The sequence below is a fragment of the Sedimenticola hydrogenitrophicus genome (assembly GCF_025175675.1).
Lineage (GTDB): Bacteria > Pseudomonadota > Gammaproteobacteria > Chromatiales > Chromatiaceae > Sedimenticola > Sedimenticola hydrogenitrophicus.
In genome coordinates this window covers 26,363-48,310 of the sequence record NZ_JANIOA010000001.1, presented here as the reverse complement: position 1 = coordinate 48,310, position 21,948 = coordinate 26,363, and the positions used below count along the sequence as shown (strand labels likewise).

At 58.3% G+C, this 21,948-nt stretch carries 24 protein-coding genes; 14 read left to right on the top strand and 10 right to left on the bottom strand.

The window, feature by feature from the left end:
- Positions 1–84 precede the first annotated feature (84 nt).
- From fliD to NPX02_RS00205, 3 genes are read left to right on the top strand one after another with little or no spacing between them, the layout of a single operon-like run.
- Entirely contained in the window at positions 85–1,446 is a 1,362-nt protein-coding gene (fliD, locus tag NPX02_RS00215; protein WP_260291093.1) for a flagellar filament capping protein FliD, read from the top strand.
- A 52-nt stretch (positions 1,447–1,498) separates the two neighbouring features.
- The gene (gene fliS, locus NPX02_RS00210; protein WP_260291092.1) at positions 1,499–1,921 is read left to right on the top strand and encodes a flagellar export chaperone FliS; all 423 of its coding nucleotides are present in this window, start codon (positions 1,499–1,501) and stop codon (positions 1,919–1,921) included.
- Positions 1,922–1,930: 9 nt separating this feature from the next.
- On the top strand, positions 1,931–2,260 hold the full coding sequence (locus NPX02_RS00205) for a flagellar protein FliT (RefSeq protein WP_260291091.1): 330 nt from the start codon (positions 1,931–1,933) through the stop codon (positions 2,258–2,260).
- A 169-nt stretch (positions 2,261–2,429) separates the two neighbouring features.
- On the opposite strand, the gene NPX02_RS00200 is transcribed toward NPX02_RS00205, so the two are convergent.
- Positions 2,430–3,239 (bottom strand): cytochrome C assembly family protein, encoded by an 810-nt coding sequence (locus tag NPX02_RS00200; protein ID WP_260291090.1) that lies wholly within the window; start codon positions 3,237–3,239, stop codon positions 2,430–2,432.
- Between the two features lie 420 nt (positions 3,240–3,659).
- On the opposite strand from NPX02_RS00200, the gene ffh reads away from it, so the two are divergent.
- From ffh to sbcB, 6 genes are all read left to right on the top strand, one after another.
- Complete coding sequence (gene ffh, locus NPX02_RS00195; protein ID WP_260291089.1) at positions 3,660–5,039, top strand: signal recognition particle protein; 1,380 nt, start codon at positions 3,660–3,662, stop codon at positions 5,037–5,039.
- A gap of 526 nt (positions 5,040–5,565) precedes the next feature.
- Entirely contained in the window at positions 5,566–5,817 is a 252-nt protein-coding gene (rpsP, locus tag NPX02_RS00190; protein ID WP_260291088.1) for a 30S ribosomal protein S16, read from the top strand.
- A 74-nt stretch (positions 5,818–5,891) separates the two neighbouring features.
- The gene (gene rimM / locus NPX02_RS00185; RefSeq protein ID WP_260291087.1) at positions 5,892–6,413 is read left to right on the top strand and encodes a ribosome maturation factor RimM; all 522 of its coding nucleotides are present in this window, start codon (positions 5,892–5,894) and stop codon (positions 6,411–6,413) included.
- A gap of 7 nt (positions 6,414–6,420) precedes the next feature.
- Positions 6,421–7,164, top strand: a complete 744-nt coding sequence (trmD, locus tag NPX02_RS00180; protein ID WP_260291423.1) for a tRNA (guanosine(37)-N1)-methyltransferase TrmD — start codon at positions 6,421–6,423, stop codon at positions 7,162–7,164.
- 19 nt (positions 7,165–7,183) lie between these two features.
- Entirely contained in the window at positions 7,184–7,528 is a 345-nt protein-coding gene (gene rplS / locus NPX02_RS00175) for a 50S ribosomal protein L19 (protein ID WP_260291085.1), read from the top strand.
- A 461-nt stretch (positions 7,529–7,989) separates the two neighbouring features.
- Positions 7,990–9,426 (top strand): exodeoxyribonuclease I, encoded by a 1,437-nt coding sequence (gene sbcB, locus NPX02_RS00170; RefSeq protein ID WP_260291084.1) that lies wholly within the window; start codon positions 7,990–7,992, stop codon positions 9,424–9,426.
- A gap of 523 nt (positions 9,427–9,949) precedes the next feature.
- Here the strand turns inward: sbcB and NPX02_RS00165 are convergent.
- A complete protein-coding gene (locus tag NPX02_RS00165) occupies positions 9,950–10,234 on the bottom strand; it encodes a hypothetical protein (RefSeq protein ID WP_260291082.1) in 285 nt (94 codons plus the stop codon).
- Positions 10,235–10,343: 109 nt separating this feature from the next.
- Positions 10,344–11,054, bottom strand: coding sequence for an ankyrin repeat domain-containing protein (locus tag NPX02_RS00160; protein WP_260291422.1), 711 nt, complete (start codon positions 11,052–11,054; stop codon positions 10,344–10,346).
- A gap of 159 nt (positions 11,055–11,213) precedes the next feature.
- On the opposite strand from NPX02_RS00160, the gene NPX02_RS00155 reads away from it, so the two are divergent.
- Positions 11,214–11,603, top strand: coding sequence for an antitermination protein NusG (locus NPX02_RS00155; RefSeq protein WP_260291081.1), 390 nt, complete (start codon positions 11,214–11,216; stop codon positions 11,601–11,603).
- 130 nt (positions 11,604–11,733) lie between these two features.
- On the opposite strand, the gene NPX02_RS00150 is transcribed toward NPX02_RS00155, so the two are convergent.
- Positions 11,734–12,075 carry a hypothetical protein gene (locus NPX02_RS00150; protein ID WP_260291080.1) on the bottom strand — a complete coding sequence of 114 codons (342 nt, stop codon included), beginning with the start codon at positions 12,073–12,075 and terminating at the stop codon, positions 11,734–11,736.
- 269 nt (positions 12,076–12,344) lie between these two features.
- Here NPX02_RS00150 and NPX02_RS00145 point away from each other — a divergent pair, with 269 nt between their 5' ends.
- Positions 12,345–13,925, top strand: coding sequence for an inorganic phosphate transporter (locus tag NPX02_RS00145; protein WP_260291078.1), 1,581 nt, complete (start codon positions 12,345–12,347; stop codon positions 13,923–13,925).
- 54 nt (positions 13,926–13,979) lie between these two features.
- Here the strand turns inward: NPX02_RS00145 and NPX02_RS00140 are convergent, their stop codons facing one another.
- The 4 genes from NPX02_RS00140 to NPX02_RS00125 form a co-directional block, all read right to left on the bottom strand.
- A complete protein-coding gene (locus NPX02_RS00140) occupies positions 13,980–14,582 on the bottom strand; it encodes a ubiquitin family protein (protein WP_260291077.1) in 603 nt (200 codons plus the stop codon).
- Positions 14,583–14,848: 266 nt separating this feature from the next.
- The gene (locus tag NPX02_RS00135; protein WP_260291076.1) at positions 14,849–15,295 is read right to left on the bottom strand and encodes a hypothetical protein; all 447 of its coding nucleotides are present in this window, start codon (positions 15,293–15,295) and stop codon (positions 14,849–14,851) included.
- Positions 15,296–15,477: 182 nt separating this feature from the next.
- Positions 15,478–15,978, bottom strand: coding sequence for a thioredoxin family protein (locus NPX02_RS00130; protein WP_260291074.1), 501 nt, complete (start codon positions 15,976–15,978; stop codon positions 15,478–15,480).
- Positions 15,975–16,505 carry a hypothetical protein gene (locus NPX02_RS00125; RefSeq protein ID WP_260291073.1) on the bottom strand — a complete coding sequence of 177 codons (531 nt, stop codon included), beginning with the start codon at positions 16,503–16,505 and terminating at the stop codon, positions 15,975–15,977. The genes NPX02_RS00130 and NPX02_RS00125 overlap by 4 nt, the downstream gene beginning before the upstream one ends.
- Before the next feature lie 191 nt (positions 16,506–16,696).
- Here NPX02_RS00125 and NPX02_RS00120 point away from each other — a divergent pair, with 191 nt between their 5' ends.
- From NPX02_RS00120 to NPX02_RS00110, 3 genes are all read left to right on the top strand, one after another.
- Complete coding sequence (locus tag NPX02_RS00120) at positions 16,697–16,957, top strand: hemerythrin family protein (protein ID WP_260291071.1); 261 nt, start codon at positions 16,697–16,699, stop codon at positions 16,955–16,957.
- Positions 16,958–17,317: 360 nt separating this feature from the next.
- Positions 17,318–18,082: a DUF2189 domain-containing protein gene (locus tag NPX02_RS00115; protein WP_260291069.1), complete on the top strand. Its 765-nt coding sequence runs from the start codon at positions 17,318–17,320 to the stop codon at positions 18,080–18,082.
- A gap of 166 nt (positions 18,083–18,248) precedes the next feature.
- Positions 18,249–20,390 (top strand): type IV pilus assembly protein FimV, encoded by a 2,142-nt coding sequence (locus tag NPX02_RS00110; protein WP_470423635.1) that lies wholly within the window; start codon positions 18,249–18,251, stop codon positions 20,388–20,390.
- A 5-nt stretch (positions 20,391–20,395) separates the two neighbouring features.
- Here NPX02_RS00110 and NPX02_RS00105 read toward each other — a convergent pair whose 3' ends face one another.
- Both NPX02_RS00105 and NPX02_RS00100 read right to left on the bottom strand, forming a co-directional pair.
- The gene (locus tag NPX02_RS00105; protein ID WP_260291065.1) at positions 20,396–21,139 is read right to left on the bottom strand and encodes a UDP-2,3-diacylglucosamine diphosphatase; all 744 of its coding nucleotides are present in this window, start codon (positions 21,137–21,139) and stop codon (positions 20,396–20,398) included.
- A 169-nt stretch (positions 21,140–21,308) separates the two neighbouring features.
- Complete coding sequence (locus tag NPX02_RS00100; protein ID WP_260291064.1) at positions 21,309–21,797, bottom strand: peptidylprolyl isomerase; 489 nt, start codon at positions 21,795–21,797, stop codon at positions 21,309–21,311.
- Between the last annotated feature and the right edge of the window lie 151 nt (positions 21,798–21,948).

Below are 21,948 nucleotides of genomic sequence, written 5' to 3'. Positions count from 1 at the left end.
TCGCGACCCCTGTCGCATCGCAGAAAGAATGGGTTTGGACGGATTGACTCCGACCCCTGTGGCTCAATCATCGAGGAAGCCTGTATGACCATTTCATCTCCAGGGTTGGGATCAGGGTTGGATGTCAACTCCATCGTGACCCAGCTGATGGCGATTGAACAGCGCCCTCTGACGGTATTGAATACCAAAGAGGCGAAGGTTCAGGCCAATATTTCGGCCATGGGGAGCTTCAAAAGCGCGCTTTCCAGTCTGCAGTCCTCGCTGACCGCGCTGGGTAAGGAAGATACCTTTCGCGCCATGTCGACCAAGTCGTCCGACAGTGCCGTGTTCACGGCGACATCCAGTACAGGTTCCACGGCCGCCAGTTATGCGGTGACGGTCAACCGCCTGGCCCAGGCCCATAAGACGGGTTCCTCCGAGTTTGCCGATACGGCCACTTTCGGCGGCACCGCCGGCGACGAGATGACCCTGACGGTGGGTGAGAAGAGTTTTACCCTGGATCTCTCCACGGCCAAGACATTGCAGCAGATTCAGACGGCCATTAACGATGAGCTGAATACCACCGGCGTTACGGCGGGTCTGATCACCGGGGACAATGATCTGCAGACCCTGACCCTGACCTCCGATAGCGTGGGATACGATAATCGCGTGCAGCTCTCGTTCGGCGGGACCCTGAACGCATCAACATTTAACTTCTCGATGCTGAACCGGGATGGCGACGGGGTCGTGCTGGCCACGGAAAATGCGCTGGACGCCTCGGTGACCATCGACGGGGTATCCGTCACCCGCAGCAGCAACAGCATCAGCGACGCCATCGCGGGTGTCTCGCTTGATCTGAAGTCAGAGGGAAGCGGGGATATCACCATCAGTGCCGATACCTCCCAAGCCACCAGTGCGGTCAACAGTTTTGTCAATTCATTGAATGATGTGCTGAAGCAGATTAAATCCATCTCCTCCGGTGGCAGCGGAAATAGTAGCGTGATGCGCAGCATCGAGACCCAGATCAGCTCCATACTCAACACCGGGCTGAAGGGGTTGGGGAACTTCTCATATGTGGCCGAGCTTGGCATTACCACCAAAGAGGGCGGGGGGATGAAATTGACCAGCGCCGATCTGACCGCGGCCATGCAGGATGATCCGGAGAGCATTATTCAATTCTTTACTGATGAAAATAGTGGCTTTGCGGCGAAAATGGATGGCATGCTCGACTCGTTCCTGCAAAGTGGCGGCGTGATCGACAGCATTGTTGATGGCGCCAAGAGCGAGGTTACCCGGATTGCGCGCAACAGAAGTCTGCTGGAACAGCGATTGATATCGACCGAGGCGCGGATTCGCAGCCAGTTCGAGGCGCTGGATACCTTGATGTCAAACATGCAGACAACCAGTAACTATTTAACAAGCCAGTTGGACAGCCTGTCCAACCTGTTGAGTGGCAGCAGGAAATGATAACTTGCCCAAGGCTGGGTCATCAGGATAACGAAATCAGGTGGAGTACCCAATGGTAAAATCAAGAATGAAAAGTGCCTTGTCTCAATACAAGAGCGTCAGCGTCAAGTCCGGAGTCGAGGATGCCACACCGCACCGCCTGGTGCAGATGCTGATGGAGGGCGCGCTGGACAAGATCGCCGCCGCCAAGGGGCATATGCTGAGAAGTGAACCGGCCGACAAGGGGCGCTTTATCAGCTGGGCTATCTCCATCATCAGCGGTCTGCAGAGCAGTCTGGATATGGAGGCCGGTGGCGAGCTGTCGCGGAACCTGGATGACCTGTATGACTACATGGTGCGCCGCCTGGGAGAGGCCGGACTCAAGAATGACCCGGCGATTCTGGATGAGGTGTCGTCACTGCTGCTGGAGGTAAAATCCGCCTGGGACGTGATCCCGGCGCAGTTGGATACGGAAAACCGGCAGACGGCGCTCTGAGAACCGGCCGTGCTCAGTCAAATAGTTAGCCTCTCTGAACAGATGCTGTCGCTGGCCCGCCAGGGTGAGTGGGAGCAGCTGACCGAGCGACAGGTTGAGCGCCAACGGATGATCGAGCAGGCGTTTCCGCTGGATCTGGGGGTTATGGCTGCGGGGGCTACGGCAGCGGGGGCTGGGGCTGCGGATGAGGCCGCCCGGCAGATCCGGGTGATTCTGGATCTGGACAAACAGCTCATGCAGTTGGCCCAGGCGCAGCAGCAGGAGATAGGCAAAATCCTCGGCAAGATGAACCAGGGCCGGGTAGCCACCCGGGCCTACCAGGATACCTCGCGGGGATAAATCCACCATCAATAGGGCGGGCCGAGCCCGCTGCGTGTCCCGGGAACAAGTCGCAGGGTGCCGGTGAGCTTGCGAACCGCACCGTTTGCGTAGGCCCGGACCGATACGGTTCGTTTTTCTCACCGCATCCTACCCGTTACTACAAGGCTCCGACCCCCGTGTCCGGTGGTCAGGATGGGATAACCACCTCCAGCACGAATTTGCTGCCGAAATAGGCCAGCATCAGCACCACGAACCCCGCCAGTGTCCAACTCAGCGCCTTCGGGCCGCGCCAGCCGGAACGGTGGCGTCCCCACAACAGCATACCGAATACCAGCCAGGCGGCGATGGAGAGTATGGTCTTGTGAGCCAGATGTTGCGCGAACAGGTCATCCAGAAAGACGAAACCACTCAGCAGTGCCACGGTGAGCAGGATAAAGCCGAGCCCGATCATCTCGAACAGCAGGGCTTCCATGGTCTGCAGTGGCGGCAAGGCGCGGATGAACCCCCCGGGGTGGCGGTGGCGCAGATGATAGTCCTGAATCGCCAGCAGGATGGCCTGGACGCTGGCCATGGCCAGCAGGCTGTAGGCCAGCAGGGAGATCAGCACATGGATGCGCAGTGCCCAGGGTGAATCGGCCGCCAGGATATGGTCCGCGGGGAAGTGCATGTCCAGGGCGATGGTCAGGGCCGCCAGCGGTAACAGGGTGATCCCGAGATTTTCCACCGGCTTGGTCAGTGCCGACAGCATCAGCAGCAGGATGATGGTCCAGGCGATCAGGGAAGCGGCACCGAAGAAATTGAAATTCAGCCCGCCTTCGCTGTCCATGCCCTGGTACAGCAGGAGCGCGTGTAGGGCGGCACCCGCCATGCCCAAGGCGATCCCTGGATAGCGGGGGAGGGTTTTCCCCGTCCGATCCGAGAACAGCCGGATGGCGATAATGGTCCCGCTGGCGAGATAGCCGGCAATGGCGAGAAAAGCAACGAGAGTCTGGTTCATATGGGGCGTGATAATCGCATATCACCCTTGTTGTGACTAGCCCGGGTAGTAAGCAATCCCCCGGTTTGGCCGGGTATTTGTCACGCTTGACCTATGCATGGATCGAGTGCCTCCGGATGACAGGTGGCAAATGGACTCTCGCGAAGACGCCAAGAGCGCAAAGATTAAAGCGGGAATGGGTTTTCCTTGGCGTGCTTGGCGTCTTGGCGAGAGTAATGATCCTTTGGCTGAATATGTGCTGTGAGTACGGAAAGTTTTGTGGGTGGGTTAGGCGCGCTTTGCGCAGGGGGTGGGCGTTTGCATGGTATCGTGCGCGTGCCGTAACCCACCGTTTGGCGATCGGGGGATCGGTGGGTTACGCGGCGCCGGCTGTTTCCATATATAATACGGCAAATTCATGGCGAGAGGCTGAGTTAAAGCATGTTTGACAATCTGACAGACCGGCTGGGTGGCGTACTGAACAAGCTGCGCGGTCAGGGTCGACTGACCGAAGACAATATCAAGGAGACCCTGCGCGAGATCCGCATGGCGCTGCTGGAGGCGGACGTCGCGTTGCCGGTGGTTCGGGAGTTTGTCGAGCAGGTGAAGCAGCAGGCGCTGGGCGAAGAGGTGATGAGAAGCCTCACCCCCGGCCAGGTACTGATCAAGATCGTCAATGACGAACTGGTCCGGATCATGGGCGAGGCCAATGAGGGGCTGAATCTGGCGGCGCAACCGCCGGCGGTGATCCTGATGGCCGGCCTGCAGGGCTCCGGTAAGACCACCAGCGTGGCCAAGCTGGCGCGCTGGCTGAAACAGAGCCAGAAAAAATCGGTCATGGTGGTCAGCTGTGATATCTACCGACCCGCCGCCATCGACCAGCTCAAGACCCTGTCCGCCGAAGTGGAGGCGGAATTTTTCCCCAGCACCACGCTGCAGCAGCCCCTGGCCATTGCCAGGGCGGCGCTGGATCGGGCGCGCAAGCAGTTCATCGATGTGCTGATTGTCGATACCGCCGGCCGCCTGCATGTGGACGCGGCCATGATGGACGAGATCCGGGAGCTGCATGCCGGTATAACCCCGGTCGAAACCCTGTTTGTGGTCGACAGCATGACCGGCCAGGATGCCGCCAACACCGCCAAGGCCTTCGATGATGCCCTGCCGCTGACCGGCGTGATCCTCACCAAGACCGATGGCGATGCCCGGGGGGGCGCGGCGCTCTCAATCCGCCAGATCACCGGCAAACCGATCAAGTTTCTCGGCGTGGGGGAGAAGACGACGGCCCTCGAACCGTTCCATCCGGAACGGATGGCGTCGCGGATTCTGGGTATGGGCGATGTGCTCTCCCTGGTGGAACAGGTCCAGGGCAAGGTGGACCAGGCCAAGGCCGAGAAGCTGGCCAGGAAACTGCATAAAGGGCAGGGCTTCGATCTGGAGGATTTCCGCGACCAGATGGAGCAGATGTCCAATATGGGCGGGCTGAACTCCCTGATGGACAAGCTTCCGGGGATGGGGAACGTACCGGAGCATGTCAAAAAGCAGGTCAATGACAAGGAGATCACCCGTTCGATCGCCATCATCAACTCCATGACAGCGCAGGAGCGGCGCTTCCCGAACCTGATCAAGGGCTCAAGAAAGCGCCGGATCGCCCTGGGGTCGGGGACCCAGGTGCAGGAAGTGAATAAAATGCTCAAGCAGTATGCCCAGATGCAGAAGATGATGAAGAAGATGAAGGGTGGGGGCATGGCCAAGATGATGCGTGGCCTGAAGTCCAAGCTGGGTCCCGGCGGGATGCCACCCGGGGGCGGGTTTCCCTTCTGAGGCTTCCATCCAGCGCGCCGAGCGTTTCGTAGGGTGGGTTAGCGGCGTACTGGCACCACACTTCCAGATCAGGACAATACCCGGGCGCCGCGTAACCCACCGTTTGGCGGGTTGAGAAAACGGTGGGTTACGGCGCGCACACGGTGCAATGCAAACGACCTCCCCCTGTGCAGGGCGCGCCTAACCCACCCTACGGTTATGTCCGGGGCGCCGCGTAACCCGCCATTTGGCGGGTTGAGAATGCGGTGGGTTACGGCGCGCGCACGGTGCAATGCAAGCGGCCACCCCCTGCGCAGGGCGCGCCTAACCCACCCTACGGTTCTGTCCGGTGCTCGGCGGGTAATTGATCGGGACGCCGTTTCGTAGGGTGGATAAACCGGTAGGCGCATCCACCAATGCGGGGTTCTGAATTGAGGCGACAAAACACTTCACTTTTCCCCGGAAACGGGTAGAATGCCCCGTTTCACTCCGGCCGGATTGGTTGGCCGGTGGTGCGTGGCAGATTTTTTTAATTTAAGGGTTTGAAATGGTAACAATTCGTCTTGCACGAACCGGCGCGAAAAGGCGGCCGTTTTATCACATCGTTGTGGCTGACAGCAGAAACCCCCGCGATGGTAAGTACATTGAGCGACTGGGTTTCTTCAATCCGATTGCGACCGGCGGTGAAGAGCGTCTGCGCCTGGATCAGGCGCGCATCAGCCACTGGGTGTCCCAGGGTGCGCAGCCGACGGACCGCGTTGCACAGCTGGTCAAGGAAGCATCCAAGGCCGCAGCCTGATTGTCCGGGCGACTGGCTGGAAGCCCCCTGGGTGTTACCAGTAGCTGAACAGATCTGTTGCCGGGTGGCTTGAGATGAGCGTCGCGGTGGGAGAACAACCGGCTGATTGGGCCATCCTGGGACAGGTTTCCGGGCTGTTCGGTGTGCGTGGATGGATAAAGGTTTATTCACACACGGCTCCGAAAGAGAATATCCTCAACCACCCCTCCTGGTATTTATACCGGGAAGGGCAGTGGCGGGAGTATAAGCTGAAGCAGGGCAAGACCCATGGAAAGGGGATAGTCGCCGCCCTGGAAGGTGTGGTCGATCGGGATCAGGCGGCAGCGCTGAATGGGGCCGAAATCGCCATACCGCGCGACCAGCTGCCGACGATTCCGGCGGATGAGTACTACTGGTGTGACCTCGAGGGAAAAAGGGTCGTTACCCTGGAAGGAGTCGAGCTTGGACGGGTGGATCACCTGTTCGAGACGGGGGCGAACGATGTCATGGTGGTCGAGGGCGACCGCCGGCACCTGCTGCCGTTTATTGCACAGGTGATTAAAGAGGTCGATCTGGACGGTGATCTGATCACCGTCGATTGGGATCCGGATTTTTGAGGTGACCATGCGCTTTGACGTGGTGACCTTGTTCCCCGAGATGTTCAGGGCCATGATCGGGGAAGGTGTGACCGGTCGTGCAGTGGACCGTGGGCAGGTCAGCCTGGGGTTGTGGAATCCGCGGGATTACACCCACGATGTGCACCGTACGGTGGATGACAGACCCTACGGGGGCGGTCCCGGTATGGTGATGAAAATTGAGCCGCTGCGAGATGCGATCGCCCAGGCCCGGAGTGTTGCTCCGGATTCGGCGGTAGCCTATCTCTCGCCGCAGGGACAGCGATTCGACCAGGCCACGGCGGGCCGGATGGCGCGGCGCAGCGGCATGATCCTGATTGCCGGACGCTATGAAGGGATTGATGAGCGGCTGATCAACCGCTATGTGGATGAAGAGTGGTCCATTGGCGATTATGTACTCAGTGGCGGCGAATTGCCGGCTCTGGTGCTGATGGATGCCGTGATCCGGTTGCTGCCCGGGGTGCTCGGCGACAAGGATTCGGCCGAGCAGGACTCCTTCACGGATGGTTTGCTGGATTATCCGCACTATACGCGGCCAGAGCTATTTGAAGGTGACCGCGTGCCGGCGGTGCTGATGGGCGGCAACCACGAATTGATTCGTCGCTGGCGACTGCAGCAGTCATTGGGCAGAACCTGGCAAAGACGGCCAGACCTCCTGGAGGGACGTGTTCTCACCCGGGAAGAAGAGATTTTACTAAACGAGTTTATCCAGGCGCAGACGAGCGCTGATTGAAATACAGGAGCATACGACCGTGAGCAATATCATTCAGGAACTTGAAGCCGAGCAGATGAACCGCGAGGTTCCCGTTTTTGGCGCAGGCGACACCGTAGTTGTTCAGGTGAAGGTTGTCGAAGGTACCCGCGAGCGTCTGCAGGCCTTTGAAGGTGTGGTGATCGCCAAGAAAAATCGCGGTTTGAACTCCTCTTTCACCGTGCGCAAACTCTCCCATGGTGAAGGGGTTGAGCGTGTCTTCCAGACCTACAGCCCCTCCGTGGCAGCGATCGAAGTCAAGCGTCGCGGTGATGTGCGTCGCGCGAAACTCTATTACCTGCGTGGCCGCACCGGTAAGGCGGCGCGTATCAGAGAGAAGATCTGATCCCTGCCTGATCTTGCCCTGTAGCGAAAACACCCCGCCCCGGCGGGGTGTTTTTTTATCCAGGGATGGACTTATGCCGCGAAGGCCAGGGATGGCCGGGAGCGGCTTTGCGGGATTCGCAGCAACGTAGATGTAGGGTGGGTTTGCGGCGCACAGGCACGGTTCTTCCAGGCCGTCACAACGCTCGGGCGCCGCGTAACCCACCGAATCCTCGATCGTCAAACGGTGGGTTACGGCGCGCGCATGGCGCAATGCAACCGGCCATCTCCTGCGCACGGCGTGGCTGGCTGTTTGATGGGTTACGTCGTTCCTCCTCCACCCATCCTACGTCTCTACGCCGAATTCGCAGCGAGATGATTGGTAAATTGTGCCCACCCTACCGGACTTGCGGTTGCCTCCCCAGGCAAAACCCTCCAAGATACCGCTGAAGCATTGTTGACGGACAACGGGTAGAGGGTGCAATGGCGCTGACATTTTACTGGCATGATTACGAAACCTGGGGAGCCGATCCACGTAAGGATCGGGCGGCCCAGTTTGCCGGCATCCGTACCGACGAGGAACTGAATATTATCGGCCAGCCGCTGGTCTGTTATTGCCGGCCGGCCGATGATCTGCTGCCGCAACCGGAGGCCTGCCTGATTACCGGCCTGACGCCGCAAAAGGCGCTGCGCGAGGGGGTGGACGAAGCGGAGTTCTTTCGCCTGATTCATCGGGAGATGGCCCAGCCCGGCACCTGTGGCGTGGGCTATAACAGCATCCGTTTTGATGACGAATTCACCCGCTTCGGATTCTTCCGCAATTTTATCGATCCCTACGCCCGGGAGTGGCAGAATGGAAATTCCCGCTGGGATATTATCGATATGGTGCGGCTGACCCACGCGCTGCGACCGGAAGGTATCGTCTGGGCGAAGCGGGAGGATGGTACCGCCAGCTTCCGGCTGGAGGAGTTGTCGGCGGCCAATGACATCGCCCATGAAGCGGCGCACGACGCCTTGTCGGATGTCCATGCCACGATCGCCCTGGCCGGATTGATACGGCAGCGGCAACCCCGGCTGTTCGATTACCTGCTGGGCATGCGCAACAAACGCAAGGTTGCGGAGTTGCTCAACCTTCGCGACCGGCAACCGGTGTTGCATGTCTCTTCCATGTATCCGGCGGAGAAGGGGTGTATTGCCATGGTGGTGCCGGTAGCCCGGCATCCCGGTAATCCCAATGGTGTGATTGTCTATGATCTGGGGCAGGATCCTGGTCCGCTGATCGGGCTGGCCGTGGAGGAGATTCAATCACGCCTGTTTACCCCGAGAGATCAGCTGCCCGAGGGCGTGGAGCGGATCCCGCTGAAAACCATTCATCTCAACAAATGCCCGGTGGTGGTACCGATGAAAACCCTGACCGAGCAGGCGGCCCAGCGCTGGGGGATCGATCAGGCGCAGGGCTTGCGTCATCTTGATCGCCTGAACAGTGCGCCGGGTCTGGAAGAGAAGATCCAGTCGGTTCACGGGGGGCGGGAGTTCGCACCGATTACGGATCCGGATCAGAGTCTCTATGCCGGGGATTTTTTCAGTGCGGATGATCGCAAGCGGATGGACCGGGTATTGACCGCTACCCCGGAGTCGCTGGCGGAGATGGCGCCGGTGTTTGATGATGCCCGCCTGCCGGAGATGCTGTTTCGCTATCGGGCACGCAACTGGCCGGAGTCCCTGACCGCGGCCGAGCGTGAACGCTGGCAGGAGTATCGTATCGACCGCTTGACCGATCCGCAGGGTGGCGGCAGCATCACGCTGAGCGCGTTTCGCCAGCAACTGGCCAGGCTCATGATCGATCCGGCAATCGACAGCGGCCGCAAGCAGGTGCTTTCAGAGCTGGCCGATTGGCCGATGATGATCGGGCTGGAGTGAATGAGTAGCTCGTTGGGGTGAGTCCGCGAACCCCAAAGGGGATTCATGCGGCCATTCTAAGGGCCTGCGCAAGAATAATTCCGTAGCGCGGTAGGATGCGGTGAGTAACACGAACCGCATCAAGCCTTTCCGTGAGGAGTGGTGCAGGAGGAGTGGTACAGGGATGTACCGATAACGGAGCTGAGGATGCAATGCACCGTTGACGGACCGAGGATGGAATGATGCGGTTCGCAAGCTCACCAGCATCCTACGCGACTACGAATTTGATTTAACCGCGAAGAACGCCAGGAAAGCAAAGAGATAGAATGGCTTGCCTGCATTTCCGGCCCAACCCAACAGGTGACGGATCGGGAGAATCCAGACCGGTGTTTTCCTTCGTGGTCTTTGCGTTCTTAGCGGTTGCATTGATTTTTTCTAGGTTTATGCGAGAGGGGTCGGAGTCAAGCCGATCGCCCCTACGGACTGTTGCGCTCGGCCGTGATCCGGCTTGACTCCGACCCCGGTGGCTAAGCCGCCACTACAGTTAATCCCTGGTCCAGTTGCTCAGGGCCTCGATGATCGCTTCCGCCTGGGCTTTGCTGGAGATGTTGAACTTGGATTTCGGGATATATTCACCACTGCGCTTCTGGTAACGGCGGATGCTGTATTTGTCCGGGCTGTACTCATTTTTGGAGCGGTTCCACTCCTGGTAGCGGAACATCACAGTTGACCAGGCCCCCTTGGAGAGGATCACCTTGTCCAGCTCTTTGACGACGTCTATACCGTCTTCTGAATAGTTAATCGTGAGTTCGTCAACGGTCGATGCCATTTTGGATAATCCTGTTTTCGGAGCCTGGTGTGCCCATGGCTAATAACTGAATGATTGAGGCGGAAACTTAACAGAAGAAAGGTGCGGCGTCACGAGTGATCTGGCGAGCTTACTGTGCGCCATTGCGTTCCAGCATGCGGATAATATCCTCATCTCCCTGCGCTCTGGCGACAGCCAGCGGCCGCCGGCCGGCATTGTCCGCCAGATTGACGTCGGCACCATTCTGGATCAGGTTTTTTACCAGCACCCGCTTGCCGGCGGCAATGGCGCGCATCAGCGGGCTCTGGCCCGACTCATCCTGGTGGTTGATCTGCGCCCCCCACCTGATCAGCAGGGGGATGATATCGCGGCTTGTGTTGCCGGTCTTGACTAGCAGGTCGAGTAACTGGTCGGGTGCCTGTTTGGCGCCCTGCTTGAGAAGATATTCGGCTATCTGTGTGCGGCCCGAGATAACAGCCCGCCCGAGGGCGCTGATCCCGTTTTTATCCGCAAGATTGATATCGGCGCCATTTTCAACAAGCAGTTTGACTGCGATGTAGTTACCCAGAGTGGCGCTGACATGAATGGGCGCCTCACCGTTGATATTGGGCTGGTTGATATCACTGCCCCAGAGGATATGGCGTTCGATCTGATTGATGTCGCCACGTTCGACCGCCAGACTGAGCGGGATGCTTGGTTTGTCAGGCTCGCTGCACGCGGCCACAAAAAGCAATGCTATTAATACCAAGAGGTTGAGGGCTCGTGCAAGAATAACTTTCGGTATTCGGTCGCCCCTGGACCCCGCCGGCGGCGTTACGCTTTTTGCCAAGGGAACGGCCATTGCCTGCAAAGCGTGCCTTGCCGGCGGGGCCCAGGAACGCCCTCGGTACTGCGAAATTATTCTTGCACGATCCCTTAATTTATTCATGTCTGTCTGATAGTCCGGTTCCCTGGTTCAAATAATAGCGCCATTACCAAGCCCATGATAAGGTACGCGCCCATGTTCCTGAAACTTCTTTTGACCGCATTGGTGATTGCCGGGGCACTCCTGACCCTGCGGCTGCGTAGTCAACGCAATATGCGGCACTACAGGTCACCGGCCCGGGTACTCAATGCACCCGCGGATGTCCGGCAGGGAAGACGGCGCATAACTCAACTCCTGGCGGCTGGGACGGTGGTTCTGATGTTGGTCGGGGCGGGTCTCTATCTCTACCATCAATGGAGCGATGCCTATCAGGTGGTCACCGTCCGGGTGATCGATACGCGTAGCGCTCGGGTGACCACCTACCAGGCCTATAAAGGCGATATCGACGGACGTACCTTCGTCACCACTGACGACAGGGTGGTGACCCTGGCCGAGGTAGAGCGATTGGAGATCGGCCCCGAATAACGGTGCATAGCGGTTCGGTTGAGCCGTGTTGACCCACAGTTCCGTCGGTGGGCACGGCACGCCCTATGTTCCAGGGCGCGGAATATTCCACTCATAGGGCACCTTCGATGGGTATGACCCACCCTATGTTCTAGGCCGCGGAAAATTCCAGTAATGCGGTCAGCTCACCTTTCTCCAGCGGGTTGTGGCTCTTCAGCGCCTGGCGACCGGCGGCTTCAATCTGCTCCCTTATCTTGATGACCAACTCCCTGGCCTCTGTGGCGTTGTTGACGGCGCCGCTGTTTCTGCTGGAAGCGATCTCCCGGTTGGCCAGTCGGCTCGCACTGCTGAGCTCCACCGTGTCATCGGTCGGGCGCCTGGCGCCCGTACCCGCGGTGCTGTGCTGCTCACCCGTGGACCGTTTGCTGGTCGCGGTGCTGTTTCTGTCGTTGTTTTGCGGCAATAATTTGTCGTTTGAAATAGGGCTGACCACAATTACTCTCCAGATTCTGTCAATTAACTGACTCGGGACGCCGGTTAAACGCCTCTTGATACCAGTTAAGCAAAACATGGACCAGGTTACCCCGGACTGTCGCTTGCCGGAGCCTTGCTGATCGCTTGCGCGACTGATTTTAGCGGTATTTCATGGGGCTTTTAAATGACAAAAATGTTACAGTGCGCACTTTACTTTCGGGTGGCATGTCGTGTGTTCAGTGCTGGATCCCCATGCCGAAATCTAAAGCAAAATCACACTGAGTTTTTATGGAACTTCAGAATATAAGTGAGCTTGAAAAAGCCACCAGTAAAGGCCGGCAGGAGCTGTTCCGGATCGGCGTAGCCCTGCTCTTTATCGTCGGTATCATGCTGTTCACCGTCATGCGCGGGGGAATGGATACGCCGGGGCATGTGATGATGCTGGTCGCCGCGGTGATCGGCGGCTACATGGCCATGAACATCGGTGCCAATGATGTGGCCAACAACGTGGGTCCCGCGGTCGGTTCAAAGGCTTTGACCCTGGGGGGGGCGATCGTTATTGCCGCTGTGTTCGAGGCGTCCGGCGCCTTGATCGCCGGTGGCGATGTGGTCGGCACCATCAAAAGTGGAATTATCGATCCTTCCGCGATTGTCGACACGGACACCTTCATCTGGCTGATGATGGCCGCGCTGCTCGCCGGTGCACTCTGGCTGAATATCGCAACAGCACTGGGTGCGCCGGTATCGACCACCCACTCCATTGTCGGCGGGGTGCTTGGTGCGGGTATTGCCGCGGGCGGCGTCGGCATCGCCAACTGGGACAAGATGGGGGCCATCGTCGCCAGTTGGGTGATCTCCCCGGTCATGGGGGGGGTAATCGCCGCCGCCTTTCTATTGTTGATCAAACGGACCATCACCTATCAGGTGGATATGATTACGGCGGCCAAACGCATGGTGCCCTTGCTGGTAGGGCTTATGACCTGGGCCTTCACCACCTATATCGTCCTCAAGGGATTCAAGAAAATCTGGAAAGTGGAATTCGGTTCCGCCGTCCTGATCGGCCTGGCGGCAGGTGTCGCGGTCATCTATCTGGTCCGCCCCCTGATCTCCAGGGTGGCCGACAGATTGCCCAACGAGAAGCAGAGCATCAACAAGCTGTTCACCCTGCCGCTGATTTTCGCCGCCGCCCTGCTCAGTTTCGCCCACGGGGCCAATGACGTGGCGAATGCCGTAGGCCCGCTGGCCGCGATCAATGATGCCATCGTCCATGGCGGCATTGCCCAAAAGGCCGCCATCCCGCTCTGGGTGATGATGGTGGGGGCGCTGGGTATCGCCGTGGGCCTCGCCCTGTATGGTCCGAAGCTGATCAAGACCGTGGGCAGTGAAATCACTGAACTGGACAAAATGCGGGCCTTCTGTATCGCCATGGCCGCGGCAGTGACGGTGATTTTGGCTACCCAGCTCGGGCTGCCGGTCAGCTCCACCCATATCGCCGTCGGCGGTATCTTCGGTGTGGGCTTCCTGCGTGAATTCATCAAAACCAGCTATGCCAAGATGGTCGCGGAGATCAAGCTGCATCATCAGGAGGATGATCCCGATGCGATCGAGGCCTACCTGATGGATTTCAAAAAGGCCTCCCTGAGCCGCAAGGGTGAAATGCTGGCGGAGTTGAAGGAGCAGGCGAAAACCGAGCACGATGCACCCCTGACCAAGAAAGAGCGGAAAGGTCTGCGCAAGGTCTATCGGCATGAGCTGGTGAGGCGTTCAGCCCTGCTGAAGATCGCGGCCGCCTGGGTTATTACCGTACCGGTCTCCGGACTGATGGCGGCGCTGCTCTATTTCATGATACGCGGAATGATGCTGCCCTAGGTTTATCACGGAGCGCAGATCGAATCAGCTTAATCCGGCGAGACAAGCTGGATGTCAGGTTTCAGTGCGGGATGGTTTTGGGGGTAAGTTGTCATCCTCAATAATTGCCAGTCGGCTGATATCCGGCAGTTCGGCGGACTCCTTTTTGATCTGGCACTCTTCCAGGGTGCCGGTGTTGGCCGGGGCCAGTTCAAGGCCGCTGGTATCGATTCCCCGGGGCGGCGGCGGTGGGGTCTCGTCCAGCATGGCGCCCGGGCTGGCCAGGGATAAGGCGCTGATATCGGGTAGCGGCGCGGGCGTTACGACCGGGGCACAATCGATCAGGCTACCGCTCCTGGGAGGAAGCAGGGTCATTTTCTCTTCACTTTGCTGCTCCACCGTAGGGGCCGCAACCGCGGCCTGCCGGGGGGCGTCGGTAACAGGATCCGCGGACTGGATCTCCACCAGTGCCCCGGCGTTTCTGAAGGCGACCCGGTATTTGATGGCGGTCTCCTGATCCACGCCACTCTTGACCTTCACCGAGTCTCCCGAGAAGAGGTATTCAAGCTGCTCGCTCCGGGTATTGAAGATTCGCGCAAGCTCTTGCTTCACTTCCGCCAGGTCTGCCCCCTCCACGGTCTTGCCTGAAAAAAAGATGTCGTAGCATTGTGCGGGCATGTCGCTCTCTTCCTTCGGTCGGTCTGAATGGTGCTTGTCTGAAGGCAAGTATAACCGCAAGTGGAGGGAAAGGCCTGTGCAGCGCTGTTGATGTTGAGCGCGTGCAGGCGTGGCCATATTGTAACTACTCACGGGGTGATTGGCCTGCCTTGCCGGCCTCCCGCGATGGCTGGATCAAGATCGGCCAACAAGGCAGGCCATTCACTTGAAGACCGGGTGAGTAGTTACGCCGTATTTTTAAATACCTGCCGCTCCGGCCGGGCATATCAGTACTGCTGTTTCTCGATCACTTCGTAACCGCTGCTCTCTTTCCAGCCCCAGGAGTAGGTGCGAAGATTGAGCAGGGCATTGGTCTCCGCGGTGGCCGGCGACTGGGTGCTGAAACCGCAGCCATAACTGGTGCGTTCCCTGCCGGTATTGGTGCGGTAGCGGGTTTTGACAATGATCATCCAGCCATGTTGGTTATTGCTGTTGGATTGGGGGAATACATACTCATAGCCTTTCGCATGCAGTGCCTGCTTCGCCTTTTCCATGGCGTGGGCAACGGAGGGCTCCCCGACAGCCCATTCTATGGCGAGTGAGTTTCCCAGCTTTTTGGCGATGACGCAGGCGCTGCCGCCGCTTTTTTCCGGACCGCCGGTTGCGGCGGACTGGCCGTGGGCCGTCAGGGCGATACCGAGCAAGGGTAACAACAGGCGGCGGGCGGTGCTCAATTTAGGACCCGCGCAAGAATAATTCCGTAGTACCGAGGGCGTTCCTGGGCCACGCTGGCAAGGCACGCTGTTCCCTTGCCAAAAAGCGTAACGCCACCAGCGGGGTCCAGGGGCGACCGAATACAGGAACTTATTTTTGTGCGGGTTCTTAACTGTCATTAAAGTCCATATTGGTCGGAGTTTCATTGTTCAGTCCGACTGTCGAGTGCCTCGATAGCTTCCTGGATGGATTGATCAACGTAGTAATAGTACATATCGGGGGTCTGAATGCCGACCATTTTGGCGGTCAGCTCTTTACCGTCGGCATCCAGAAACAGCAGCGTCGGGGTGACCGAGGCCTTATAGTCGTAGGCAACGTTGTGGCTGTCTCTTGCCACCCCTTGGAAATCAATCACTGTGGAGACGCCATCAAGCCGCAGCTCGCGAATCAAAAGGCGGTCGTCGTAATCGCCGCTGCGTAACATCGGGCCGATCACTTCGCGTTTGATCTGTATGCAGTAGCTGCATTCTTCTCGTGATACCAGCAGCAGTAATGCCTTGCGTCCTTTTCTGGCGATCTCGCCATCCGCCTGCAGGTTGGTGGCGACCGTGACCGATGCCAACGCGGCGTGCTCCCGATCATCGTCGGCATGTAACGGCGCAATGAATAATAATACAGCAAAGAGTGCGGTCAGGTATTTCATAGTGGTGTCAGTTTTCTCTTCAGCTCGCTGAGTGCCCGGTACTGGTCAAGCGGAACGCCCGCCTCTCTGAAATTGAGGGCATCGGGATAGCCGCTTGCCAGACGCGCCTTGGACTCTGCCTCATTGACCCAGTTTTCAGCCCAGAGTTTCAACGAATGCAGCAGCTCCGGGGATAGTCTCGCCAGCACTTGCTCCAGCAGTTGGTCGAATCCGTTCCGCGAAACAGACTGGTGTATTCCGGCCAGTGCATGCCGGTCCCTGTTTTTCAGCGCCGGTTCAAGGTTCTCGGCGTACTCGTTTAGCAGTGCCTGGCGTGTCTGTTCCGCATGGCCCTGGATGATGTTGACTATGTTATTGAACGCACTGGTATATTTATCGGTTGTGGCATGTCGGATGACAAAGCCCTCAAGAGCGATCAACGCCGAGTGCTTGCGATTGGTATTGGCGCTACCGCAACGGAGTTCGGCACAGTACCGCTCGATCTGGTGAGCCGAGACTTGAAGCGTGATGGGTTCGTCAGCGGACATGGGTTACCGATAGGTTCAACAGCGCGGGAAACATTAGTTCAAAATAAACTAATTTTCTGATTATTGGCAAGCTAATTCCGCTTGCTGCCGTCCGGCGGCGATCAATGGTGGTATTGGGGATAACCGTTGGCCAGTTATGGGTGATTAGCGTACCCTGCAACGATCTTTTGGCTTGAACAGTGGGAATCCGGGTGAAGCAGACCAGCAGGGCGCAGAAAGTATCGTTTTTCGTTGCAATCCTCTCTTATATTGCCGCGATCGGCAGCCTTTTTGGGACCATTTATTATGCCGCCGAGCTGGGTGGCGATCATCCGGTGGCGGCCAGTTTTGGGGCCGCAGTGGTCTTTTTCGTGGGGGCGGGGATTGTTTTGCACGTCATCGGTCGGGTCGATCTCCCCAATCTGAAAATAAAATCCACCCGGGAACATGATGATAAACCGGATCTGAAATAGTGGCGGATTCGGCTTCCCTGGCTGCGCGGCTGAGGCCGCCGTCGCGAATGCTCTGTTACCGCACGCTCAGCGTGAGTTTCCGGAGTGGTCCCGCCGTTACGAGGCTGATTTTTTACGCCACCCCGTTTAGCCCTGTTATTTTCGCTGAGACGTCTAGAATTATACAAAACAGTAACTAAGGACCCGCGCAAGAATAAGTTCCGGTATTCGGTCGCCCCTGGACCCCGCTGGCGGCATTACGCTTTTTGCCAAGGGAACAGCCATTGCCTGCAAAGCGTGCCTTGCCAGCGTGGCCCAGGAACGCCCTCGATACTACGGAATTATTCTTGCGCGGACCCTTAAGCAGTCGGGTGTGGATAGATGAGTGTCAATGTCGCGCGGGAAATGATGATGTTCACCATTGCCGGAGAGTGGCTGCGGCGCGGTTGGCATGATTTCAGGCAGGCTGCGCTTCTCAATATGATCTTTGCCGGAGTTTTTCTGTTGATCGGGCTGGCCATCGGCGCGCTGCTTCTGTACCGCGGCTTCAGTCTGTTCTATTTTATTGTCGCCGGCGGGTTTCTTATCGTTGTTCCAGTTCTGGTTGCCGTTTATTATCATCTGGCGGAAAAGATACATCGCGGTAACAGACCCGGCTTTGCCGATATTACCGAGGGATTCAGGGAATGCCCGGTCTCTATTCTGGTGATCGGGCTGGTCTCGCTGGTGATCTATCTGATCTGGATATCTGATGCGCTCATAATCTATAGCGTTTACTTTGATTTTGTGCCGACGTCCCTGGCGGCTTACAATGCCGACCCGGTACTGCGCACGGACGCCGTGGCATTTCTGTTGTTCGTCAGCTTCCTCGGCTTTGTGCTTAGTTTCATCAGCTTTTGCGTGACGGTGTTTTCCATCCCCTACGCTTTTCAGAAGCGGTGCGGATTGGTGGACGCGGTTTCTTTCAGCGTCCGAATTGTCTCGCACAGTCCCCGGCTCATGTTGTTCTGGGCGATCGTGCTGGGTGGGTTGACCTTTGTTACCGTATTGTTCGCCTTGCCGTTGCTGCTGGTAGTATTGCCGGTGCTCACCTACGCCAATTACGCGACCTACAGTGATATGTTGCAACTGATGGGGCCTGAGTGACTGCCCGCTTTAATTCAGCGCCCGAGAGAATTCGTGCCTGGATTTAAGTGACGTGGTTATCTTATTGTTTTATATTGAGACTCCTAACATTTACCGGGCTTCTCTCCGGCCCGGGGAAGTCGCTGGCCAACAGAGAAATGGATTTGCATAAAATCCAAATAAAATAATGATCAGAAAGCCACTTTTATCTCTTCTGCTGTTGATTCCGTCAGCCTCGGCTTATGCTCTGGGGCTGGGTGGTATCCAGGTTGGCTCCGCCCTCAATGAGCCCCTGGATGCCAGGGTGAGACTGATATCGGTCGAACAGATGGCGATCGACGACATCCGGGTAAGGCTGGCGGCGCCAAATGATTTTAAGCGGGCCGGCATCGACCGGCCGTTTCTGCTGTCAAGGTTACGCTTCCAACCGGTTTTTTCGGAGGATGGCGAAGCCTATATCCGGGTCAGCACGCGGGAGACCATCAGGGAACCGTTTTTGGACTTCTTGCTGGAAATCAGCTGGCCGCAGGGAAGCCTGGTCCGGGAATTCACCATACTGCTCGATCCGCCCACATACCAACCGCCGCGGGCGGAATCTGTCGCGGCACCACGGCAGCGGCCGCAATCGGCGCCAAGCCGTCCTTCACCCGCCACCAGTTACGGTCCGGTGCAACGGACCGATACTCTGTGGCTGATTGCCGGAAAACTTCAGGCAGCTGCGGGGGTCTCACGTAATCGGGTCATGATTGCCCTGTTGGAGGCGAACCCCGAGGCGTTCCACAGAGGAAACATCAACCTGTTGAAGCGGGGTGTGTTGCTGACCATTCCCACGCCCGGGGAGATGGCGGCAGTTACCGAGGCGGAGGCGCGTGCAGCCGTCAGACAACAGATGGCGGAGTGGCGCGAGGGGCGTCGCACCGCAACTACCGCACCCCGGCCCGGGCCGGGGGAAACCCAACCCGTAGCGGAGCGGCAACCCGCGGCATCCGAACAACAGCCGGGCGCTGACCGGCCGGCCGTGTCCGCACCTGCAGTGCAGGAACCGACCGCACCCGCGGTGGTTGCGCAGGAACTGACCGCCGAGGAGCGGCAACGGCTGCGTGTGGTTGAGCCGGAGCGTAATTGGCAGGTCTCCGAGAAGAGCGAAGCAGGCTATCCGGCCCAGGAGAGCGACAAGCTGCGTGAAGCGATCAGGGATTCCGAACAGGAACTGGTGGCCGTTCAGGAGATCAACAAGGATATTATCGAGCTGAGGGCAGCACTCGAATCAAAAGTGGACGCGCTGAAGAAGGCGCTGGCGGAGAAAGACGTCCAACTCGAAAACCTGCGACAGCAGATTGCTGAGGCCGGAGGCACCGGGGGAAATGCAATACCGGAACCGGGTTCGGTCACGGGGGCCGCAGCCACATCGCCTGCCGCGGCACCGCCCCAAGGCAATGTTGCCGTATCCGCCCCCGTCACGGAGATATCCCCCCTCGTCTCCGGCTGGAAGAACGAGTACTGGATGATGCTGATGGGGGCGATTATCGTCATCCTCTCCACCTTGCTCCTGCTCAACCGGCGTGGACGACAGCGCGACACCCGATTTGAAACACCGGAACTGTTTGAAATGTCCAGTGGGGCCGCCGCACCCGGCGGGAAGGCGTCTGCCCAGCCGGCAGCATGGGGTGAACCGCAGGCCGCCGCACCGATGGCGCCGCAAACGGAGCCGCTGGACACCGCTCATCTGGATGCCGAGGTGCTGCCTGATACACCGCATGATGCTGCTTCGATATTGATGGAGGCGGATATCTATCTGGCCTATCGCCGCTACAGTCAGGCCGAGTCCCTGGTGGAGGAGGCGATGGAACAGCATCCCGAGAGTCTGGAACTCAAGGCAAAACGTCTTGAGATCTATGCATTCCGGCGCGACAAGAAGGCCTTTGCACATTACCTGGACCAGGTATATCCCACTCTGATGCTCCAGGCACCGGAGCTATGGGAGAAGGTGGAGGAGATGGGCCGGCACCTGCTGCCGGATCATGTGGCCTGGCAGTCGGACGCAACTACCGAGGTGATCCTGCCGGTCACCCCCGGGGAGTACCCGGAAGAGTTGGGTCAAGAGGCCGAGTTGGGTCAGGAGGCCGAGGAGGAAACTTCCAGGCAGGACCCGTTCGATCTTGATATCGAGTTGGATGATCTGGAAATTTCAAGTGGGGACAGTGAACCGGTCTCCTTCGATGACCTGATCAAGCAGGAATACCCCGCGGGGGAGGACGATATCCCCTCCATCGATATCGATGTTGACCTGGATTTCGATAGTCTGGATGACTTGCCGAGAGACAAGTAGGGCATTCAGCCACAGGTTTCCTGCAGGGTCAGCCCATCGTGAATCCTGAGACAGGAACCGCTCTGTTCATGCCAGTCCGCCAGCACATAACGTTGCGCCGGTTCGCCGTCCAGCTGAAACTCATGTAACGCGGGCCGGTGGGTGTGGCCGTGTATCAGGCGCCTGACCCGGTGCTCGCGCATGTACTGCTCCACCGTCCGCTGGTTCACATCCATGATATCGGCCGATTTAAGCGACACCACCTCGCCGCTGCGGCGGCGGTACTCGGCGGCGAGCTGGATCCGCTCCTCGATGCTTCGGGAGAGGAAATCGCGGATGAACTCCGGGCTGCGCAGCCGCCGCCGTGCCTGCTGATACTCCAGATCATCACTGCACAGCAGGTCACCGTGCATCAGCAGGGTCGGCTGCCCGCCCGGTTCCCCCACACCCAGCTCCACAACACAGGGGTCGGGCAACAGGCGAGCGCCGGTGGCCCGGGCAAAATCCTCTCCCAGCAGAAAATCCCGATTGCCGTGCATCACCGAGAGTCGACAGCCGGCGTCGCTCACCTGGCGCAGGGTCTCAATCACCTCAGGTGCCGGTGGCAGGCTGTTGTCGTCGCCTATCCAGGCATCGAACAGATCGCCGAGGATGTAGAGTGCCCCGGCATGGCGGGCCCGTTCCCGCAGAAAACGCAGGAACAGCTCCACGGTACCGGGCCGTGCCGGGGACAGGTGCAGGTCCGATATGAGCAGGCTATCTTGCGGCATGCTGGCTGAGCCTCGCTAGAAGTCTTCCAATTTAATATTGCCGGGTGAAACTGTTTCGGTTTCGTAGGGTGGATAAGCCGGTAGGCGCATGCCATCCTCAGGTCCGTAAACGGTACATCCTTGTACCACTCCTCACCCTACAAAAGTACTTTATCAATTTGAAGAAGTACTAGTCGCTGATGATGGCCTCTTCGATGATCAGATCCTCCACCGGCACATCCTGATGCCCCATGCGCATGGTGGTGTCGACGCTTTTCATCTGGTTGACCACGTCCATGCCCTCGACCACCCGGGCGAAGACACAGTAGCCCCAGCCGTCCTGGCCCGGATAATCGAGAAACTTGTTGTCCGCCACATTGATAAAGAACTGGGCGGAGGCGGAGTGGGGGTCCATGGTGCGTGCCATGGCAATGGAGCCGGTGACGTTGCTCAGGCCATTCTTGGCCTCGTTCTCGATCGGGGCGCGGGTGCTTTTCTCGGCCATTCCGGCCTCGAAGCCGCCACCCTGGATCATGAAGTTGTTGATGACCCGGTGAAAAATGGTGCCGTTATAAAAGCCGTCCTTAACATACTGGGCAAAGTTGGCGCTGGTGATCGGTGCCTTCTCTTCATCCAGTTCGATGACAATATCGCCGCGATTGGTCTTGAGAGTGATCATGTGCTGGCTTCCTGTAGTTGAACCCGAATCTTTCACAAATTTGCACTGATCTCGCTTGTCTCTTGCTTCCACAAGAAATATTCCCTCGGTCGGTCGTAGTCACTGATACGCCACTCCCTCGGGAATTTCCTTGTGAAAACAATATCCGGCG